This is a genomic window from Streptomyces sp. NPDC002784 (assembly GCF_053592135.1).
Map to the genome: position 1 here is coordinate 1 of NZ_JBSFVD010000169.1, position 1,548 is coordinate 1,548.

At 71.3% G+C, this 1,548-nt stretch carries 2 protein-coding genes; both read left to right on the forward strand.

From position 1 onward, the window contains the following. The coding region (locus tag ACWD1Z_RS37535) for a hypothetical protein (RefSeq protein ID WP_451125408.1) at nucleotides 1-1,343 on the forward strand (1,343 nt) is incomplete at its 5' end. Beyond that, on the forward strand, nucleotides 1,340-1,548 hold a 209-nt coding region (locus ACWD1Z_RS37540), incomplete at its 3' end, for a hypothetical protein (RefSeq protein WP_451125410.1). The genes ACWD1Z_RS37535 and ACWD1Z_RS37540, both read left to right, overlap by 4 nt.

The following is a 1,548-nucleotide window of genomic DNA, read 5'->3' on the forward strand; positions in this document are numbered from 1 at the left end:
GTGGCTGTGTCCCGGCACAGGTCAGGGAGGCGATGCCGCAACGGCTGCCGCGCTTGAAAGTGCAGGAGACGGCGCTCGCGGCCGAGGAGTTCGAGGTGCTCCGCAAGACCGCGCGGCAGATCTTCAGGGCCGCGCACCTGCGGATCAGCGAGAACACCGCCCACCTGGACGCCTGGAGGACCGGCAGCTTCCCACCCGGGAGCCGCCAGGCGCGGATCGGTGAGGCCCTGGAGGAGCTGGCCCGTACCGGCTTCGCACCCGGCTACTGGAGCGAGGGCGGCCGCAGGAGGGTGACCTGGCGCTACCACCAGGCCCTCGGCGGCGAGTCCGCCCCATACACCTGGCACCGCTTGTTTCTGACCGCGAAGGAAGCGGCTGCCCTGGGGATGCTGCTGGTGGCCGAGCACGGCCTGAACGCCACCGCCGTGTCCCAGATGCCCGTTCCCCGGGCCACCCCGGACTCGGGCGAGGGCGCCTTCCCGGTGTACCGCGTCGAGCTGCACAAGGCCCGGCGAGGCGGCGGGCGGCAGGTGACGACCCGTAACTGGAGCGACTTCGGCGCCGCCTCCCCGGGTCGGCTGATTACCCAGGCCCTTCAAGCCACCTCCTTCGCCCGCGCTTATGTCCGTGAGCACGAAGAGGAGGTTGACCGGCTACTGGTGTGGCGCCACGCCCTGCCCTCCCACCCGCACGGGGATGAGGTGATACGGGTGGGCCCCTTCGGCGCCGGGCTGTCGCGCAATGCCATGAGCACCTGGGCGCAAGACGCCGGCCTGACCGGCTCCCGACTGCGGCGTACCCGCAAAACGGTCAACGTGCTGCACCGGCGCGAGCCCGGCCAGAACAGCCAGGACACGCACGACCGCGTCTACGTCCTGTCCGAACCCCAGGTTCAGCAGACAGCCACCCCTGTGATCGCCGACGCCCTCAACGAGGCGGTCGACCACGCCCGCCGGACGGTCCTGCGCGCCCAGCTGCGCGAGAGAGCGGAGCCGGCCGACCAGCCGACGGCGACGGCCGACTGCCACGAATACACCCACAGCCCCTTCACGCCACACGGCACCGGTTGCACGGCGTCATTCCTGATGTGCACCGCCTGCCCGAACGCCCGGATCCACCCCGGGCACCACCCGCGCCTGGCCCACCTGCACCACGCACTGAGCGGCCTGCGGGACGTGATGGACGCGGCCGACTGGCAGGCGACCTGGAGCGAATCCCACGCTCGCCTGGAGAACCTCAAGGACCGGCTCGGCGACGCCGTCTGGCAGCGCGCCGTGCGGGCCGTGACACCCGCCGACCGCGAAATGATCACCCTGCTGCTCGACGGAGACCTCAACCCATGACCACCACCGCCACCAACCCCGCACCACCACAGCAACTACCGGGGCCCCACACGCCGTCCATCGCCGAGCATCTGGTTACGCCCGGCACGAGCGCGCCGGTGGCCCGCTACGGCGACGCCGTGTGGCCGCTGGCCCCTCTGATCGACAATCCCAGCACCGCCCGGCACAGCATCTACTGGAACACCTTCCCCGCCGGGCCTCTGCG